This is a genomic window from Spirulina subsalsa CS-330 (genome assembly GCF_028330765.1).
Taxonomy (GTDB): domain Bacteria; phylum Cyanobacteriota; class Cyanobacteriia; order Cyanobacteriales; family Spirulinaceae; genus Spirulina; species Spirulina subsalsa_A.
In genome coordinates this window covers 1-5,907 of the sequence record NZ_JAQMTY010000279.1, presented here as the reverse complement: position 1 = coordinate 5,907, position 5,907 = coordinate 1, and the positions used below count along the sequence as shown (strand labels likewise).

3 protein-coding genes and 1 pseudogene are annotated in these 5,907 nt (G+C 55.6%); 3 read left to right on the top strand and 1 reads right to left on the bottom strand.

Features of this window, described 5'->3' with window-relative positions:
• Positions 1-409 (bottom strand): annotated as a pseudogene (locus tag PN477_RS19240) (hypothetical protein); the annotation flags it as partial.
• 501 nt (positions 410-910) lie between these two features.
• Between PN477_RS19240 and PN477_RS19235 the strand changes: the two are divergent.
• From PN477_RS19235 to PN477_RS19225, 3 genes are read left to right on the top strand one after another with little or no spacing between them, the layout of a single operon-like run.
• Positions 911-3,184: a ribonuclease R family protein gene (locus tag PN477_RS19235; RefSeq protein ID WP_272118088.1), complete on the top strand. Its 2,274-nt coding sequence runs from the start codon at positions 911-913 to the stop codon at positions 3,182-3,184.
• Positions 3,177-3,707 (top strand): pyroglutamyl-peptidase I family protein, encoded by a 531-nt coding sequence (locus PN477_RS19230; RefSeq protein ID WP_272118086.1) that lies wholly within the window; start codon positions 3,177-3,179, stop codon positions 3,705-3,707. Before PN477_RS19235 ends, PN477_RS19230 begins: the two co-directional genes overlap by 8 nt.
• Positions 3,708-3,731: 24 nt before the next feature.
• The gene (locus PN477_RS19225; RefSeq protein ID WP_272118083.1) at positions 3,732-5,558 is read left to right on the top strand and encodes an asparagine synthetase B family protein; all 1,827 of its coding nucleotides are present in this window, start codon (positions 3,732-3,734) and stop codon (positions 5,556-5,558) included.
• The last annotated feature ends 349 nt before the right edge of the window (positions 5,559-5,907 follow it).

Genomic DNA, 5,907 nt, shown 5'->3' with positions numbered 1-5,907 from the left:
GGGGATCGGGGGTGAAAACCGGGGTCGGGGTTTCGGCGGCCTTAGGCGGGGCTGGTTGCACCACAGGGGGTGGGGGCGTGGGTTTGGGGTCTTGGGTGGGGGGAGGAGCGGGCGACGCAGGGGCAGCGGTCAGGGCAGGGCTGGGGATTTTGAGCCAGAGGGCTATGGCGCGATCGCGGGCTTGATCTTCCGCTGCCTCCACCGTGGGCGCGGCACTCAATCCCGTGGCGATCGCCCGCCCATCTACCTCCAAACAGCAGCGCACCACATACTGACCTTGTTTATACAGCACCAATTCTGTAATCACCCCCCCCATTGGATAACAGGCTCGAAATTGTTCTAGTCCCATGATGTTTCTCGTTTCTAAGTGGCTGGGCAACTCCACCACGTCTGCTGCACTGGCGGTCACACCGCAAATCCTAACGCAGGCTGTGCTACCCGTTGGCGATCGCTAACTTGACTAAAAAATCATCTTAATCAGAGGACATTGTAGCGTTTTTTTCTTTCAACAAGTTGCCAAAGTCCCCATTAAACCTAAAATAATGGCAGGGTTATCTGTCTGCCTACTTTTTCGGAGATACGCCACAGCTTGGAACGGCAAAGATCCAAGCTCCCCGTCTAGCGATCGCACTCACGTCATCAACTCGTTGCCCCTGTGCAGTGTCTCTCGCCTCCGAAAATGAACCATCTCCATCGGTTTTCCCCACGGATGCTGTGAGCAAATCCTCGTTTTTTGCGGTAGAGCCGCATCGCGACAGCCCCCCTGAGACAGATCCCCCCAACACCCCGCGCTCAACCGCTCGGTAGCTCTGTTCACAGTTCTCTGCTCGGTCACTCAGCGCTGAGTTCCGTTGCCCTCCTCAACCCCCACTCATTCTCGTCTATTTAACAAGGACTATTAACGAAAAAAATGGAATTTTCAATCGCTACATTACTCGCTCAACTGAGTCCTGATAAACTCGTTGCCGCCAAGTTTTTAGAAAAAAAATTAGACTGCGAAGACGAACTGTGCGCCCAAAAACTCCAAATCGCCCTCGATGCCCTCGAAAAAGTGGGGTTACTGAATAAAGAACTCGGTAAATATCGACGGGTGTTACCGGACGGCATGGTAGAAGCCAAGCTGCGCTGTTCGAGCAAAGGGTTTTGTTTTGCGATTCAAGATGAAGAAGGGGCCGATGATATCTATGTGCGCGAGAGTTATCTCAGCAATGCCTGGAACGGCGATCGCGTCCTCGTGCGGATCATCAAAGAAGGCAGCCGCCGCCGCTCCCCCGAAGGCGCAGTGCAAGTCATCCTCGATCGCGCTAACCCCTCCCTCCTGGCCCGGATTAAGCACATTGCTCACGGCTATCGCGCCGTCCCCTTAGACGATCGCCTCCTCTTTGAAATCGACCTCCAAACCGAAGGGGATGAACTCGCCGACGCGATCAATCACCTCGTCCATGTGGAAATTCTCCGCTATGCGATCGGGATGAAATTGCCCCTCGGTCGCGTCACCAAGATCCTCGGCTCCGATGCTGAGGCCGCCGCCGATACTGATATCGTGGCCTGCAAGCATGACCTGCCCCAAGGCTTCAGCGAAAAAGTCCTAGAGGCAGCCAAAGCCGCCCCCAAACCGGCCCCCAACGGCAAAATCGCCAAAGCTGAAATTAACAAACGTTTTGATCTGCGATCGGTGTTCACCCTGACCCTCGAAGATGAGGACTGTTTGCAAGGGAAGCCCACCGATATTATTGAAAATGCCTTTAGCCTCGAACCCCTCGAAGAGGGACAATGGCTCCTCGGCATTCACATTGTGGATCTCGCCCATTACATTGAACCCGGTTCCCCCGTGGACAATGAAGCGAAAAAACGCGGCACAGCGGTGTATTTAGACGACTTTATCGTGCCGTTGCTGCCGGAAACGATTTCGCGGCGGTGTTCCTTCACGGTGGATCATGAACGCCTCGCGATCAGCATTCTCCTCACCCTGGATAAAACGGGTCAGGTGATCGAATTTGATATTCAGCCCAGCGTGATTAAGGTGGATCATCAACTGAGCTACCAACAGGTGCAAGGGTATTTAGGGCAACAGGAAGAAACCCCCGCTGAGTTACAAAACGCCAGCGAAATGCTCGAACAACTCTTTTTCACCCTGGCTCCTTTGGTGAAGGCGCAACGCTTGCAGCGGGGCGGCTTTGATCTGCAAACGCCTCCCGCATCCTATGGGTTTAAGGATGAAAGTCGTTTAGGGGCGATTACGGTGGATTCGACGATGCCGCTGCGATCGATGTTGATGGATCTGTCGGTGTTGGCGGGGAAAGTGGTGGCGGATCACTGTCGGGCGTTGGAGTTACCGGCTCTGTACTGTGCCCAAGTGGAACCCGATGTGATGGAGTTGGAAGACTTTTTGAAATTGGGGACGAATTTGGATCTGACGTTGGATATTGACTCCGATGATGATCTGAGTTCGCGGGATTACCAGAGCTTTACCCAAGAGATCGCCAATTCGCCGGCTCCGAAGATTTTGACGGAGTTTTTGAAAAAGACGATTAAGCCGGCGACCTATAGCACGAAGCCGATGCCGCATTTTGGCTTGGCCTACGATGGCTATTGTCATGTGATGTCACCGGGGCGGCGCTATGCAGATTTGTTGATGCAGCGGCTGTTGCAGACGTTGTTTAAGGAGGGGCGCGATCGCAAAACCACCCGGTCTAAAAAGGTGGTGAATCTCGGTAGCAGTCAATCCTACGACGAATTAACCTGGAATGTTCTACCGCCGGCGGTGCAAAGTCAATGGGAAACCGATGTGCATACCGTGGTGCATCATCTCAATGAGCGGCTGAAAATCGCCGAAGATGCCGAAAGTGATCTCGAAGGCCTGAAAAAAGCTGAACGGATGAAGGAACGCACGGGCGGGGTCTTTAAGGGTTGGATTACCGGGGTGCAGTCCTATGGGTTCTTTGTGGAAATTGAAGAATTGATGGTAGAGGGTCTTGTCCATGTCAGTTCCTTAAAAGATGACTGGTATGAATATCGCTCCCGCCATAGTTGTTTGGTGGGTCGGAAAAATCGCACGGCCTATCGCTTGGGCGATCGCGTTGAAGTCCAGGTTAAAAGTGTGGATTACTACCGCCAGCAAATCGACCTCGTCACGGTGAGCGGTGGTAGTGCGGCAGTCAACTCTGACTTCGAGGATGAGTAAACATTTACTATTAACATCGTTTCAACCCTGGCTCTCCCATCAAACCTCGAATGCGTCCGATGACCTCTTGGCGAAGCTGAATCCGATCACTTGGCCCCATGGTTGTCTGACGCTGCTACGTCGTTTGCCCGTTGAGACTGAGTCGGCTAGCCAAGCGGTGATCATGGCGATCGACACCCTCCAACCGGATGGGGTGATCTGTTGTGGTATGGCTGAAACGCGATCGCACCTCACCGTCGAATCCAATGCCCGCCAAGGGACTCTCACCCGGAAAACCTCCGTGGATCTCCAGTCCCTGATTCACGATCTCCCCTGCACCGCGATCAGCCATGATGCGGGTCAGTTTGTCTGTGAAGGTTTGTATTTTAACGTCCTCGCCCACCTCACCACGGTGCGGTGGCCCTGTGAGGCGATCTTTGTCCATGTTCCCTGGTTTACGTCTGCGAATGAACGACAGCTTATGGCGGATTTTGAGACCCTCTTGGCTCGATTTCCGGCGCAATCACCGGACGATCCTTTCTAACCCCGGCCTGGGGCAGGGTGAGTTATGAGCGGTCTGTTTGCCCTCTGGCAGCGGGACGGCCAACCCTGTGATCCGACCGTCCTGCACGCGATCCAAACGGTGTTAATCTCGTCCGGGCCCGATGCTCAAACCCTTTGGCAGGAGCAGCCGCCGATCGCGTTGGGCCATACGTTACTCACGGTGCAAACTGATACCGACCCGGATCGGCAGCCCTTGGCCCTGGATGGTCAGGTGTGGATCACGGCATCGGCGCGGTTGGATGGCCGGGCGCAATTGCGCGATCGCCTCTATCAGGCGGGGTATCCGGTGGCGGTGACGGCTCCCGATGGGCTGTTGGTGTTGATGGCCTATTTGGCTTGGGTGGAAGACTGTGTGGACTATCTCCAGGGGGATTTTGCCTTTGCGGTTTGGGATCAACGGCGCGATTGTTTATTTTGCGGGCGGGATCAGTTGGGGATTAAGCCGCTTTACTATGCCGAAGTGGGGCCGGTGGTGGTGGTGAGTACGGCGATCGCAGCGATTCAAGCCCACCCGCAGGTTTCAACGGCATTGAATGAGGAGGCGATCGCGGATTTAATGCTCTTCGATGTCCATCAAAATCCCCACATTACGACGTTTCAAGCGATCCAAGCCATCCCAGGGGGGCATTGTCTCTCGGTGCGGCGCGATCGCCTCCAGGTGCGGCGCTATTGGACGTTACCCGTCCCGGAACCGATCCGGTATCGCGATCCCCGCAGCTATATTCTCCACTTTCAAGATCATCTCGAAAGGGCGGTGCGCGATCGCACCCGGAGCGATCGGATCGGCCTCCTCCTCAGTGGCGGTCTTGATTCTGGCCTCCTTGCCGCCACCCTCCACGACCAGACCCCCCGTCCTGAAATCCAGGCGTTCACCTTCAGCTATCAGTCATTATTTGCCGACCCAGAACCCGCCGCCGCTGCCCACACCGCCGCCGCCTTCCACCTCCCTCACCAGATCCTCGAATCGGGCGAGGCTCACCCCTTCGAGGCTTGGCAACCCACCCCAGAACCAACGTTGAGCTTCTTTCCACAACTACAACAGTGGCACTATCCCACCCTGGCCCGTCACAGTCGTATCCTGCTCTATGGCCAAGGGGGTGATGAAGGGATGCGCCCCTCAACGGTGGCGGAACTGTGGCGCGGCATGCCCACCGGACTGCTGATGCGGGATCTGTGGCGCTGTCTTGTGACCGAGCAAAAACGCCCCCAATGGGGTACGGGGATTAAAGCTCGCTGGCGATCGCGAACGAATCGCGATGACCTAGGGCCAACCTATCCCACCTGGTTAAACCCGGACTTTGCGGCGCGGGTACAGTGCCAAGCACGATGGCAGCAGTATCACCAAGCCCCGCCCACCGTGCATCCAAGACGCGATCGCGCCTATCATCACCTGCTCCATCCCCTCTGGCGGCTGAATTTTGAAACCTCTGATCCGGGGTTCCATGGCTTCCCCTTAGAATTTCCCTTTCCGTTTCTCGATCTGCGGCTGTTGAATTATCTCCTCGCTCTGCCGCCCCTGCCGTGGTTCGTAGACAAAACTCTCCTGCGGGAAACCCTGCGCGATCGCCCCCGTCAACGCCGCACCCCCTTCCCCCCCGCCGTGCTCGAACGCCCGAAAACTGCCCTCGCCGGTCAGCCTCTCCTGATCCATCTTCAGCGGGGTGTAACTCCTTGGCATCGGATCAGGGATTGTGACGCGATCGCGGCCTATGTGGATGCGATCGCCCTCCTCAAAACCATTCCCGCCCATCCCACCCACATTAACCAAGTCTGGCCCGCCCTCCGGATCGTCAACCTCGCCCGCTGGCTCGATCACCATGCTTCTGATTAGTGTGGTGATCCTGTCCGGCGGAGCCATGGCACGAGAGCCAAGACTAAACAGGAGTCCCGCAGACCATCCACCACCTGGTTGATTGACTTTGATAGCCCTCACCCCCAACCCCTCTCCCTAAGGGCTACTGCTTATACATAACGTTCAAATGTTGGCCTCGTCTGCGTTTGATCCCCCTAAATCCCCCTTAAAAAGGGGGACTTTTTTTCGTTCCCCCCTTTTTAAGGTAGGGCTGATTCGTTTTCCTGGGAGAAAAATAAAATTAGGACATTTGTACTGTTTTTTGAGGCATCTTCAGGAAACTACCGTTATTTTCCCTGCTCAAATCGCCAAATTGGCTAGAGCAGAT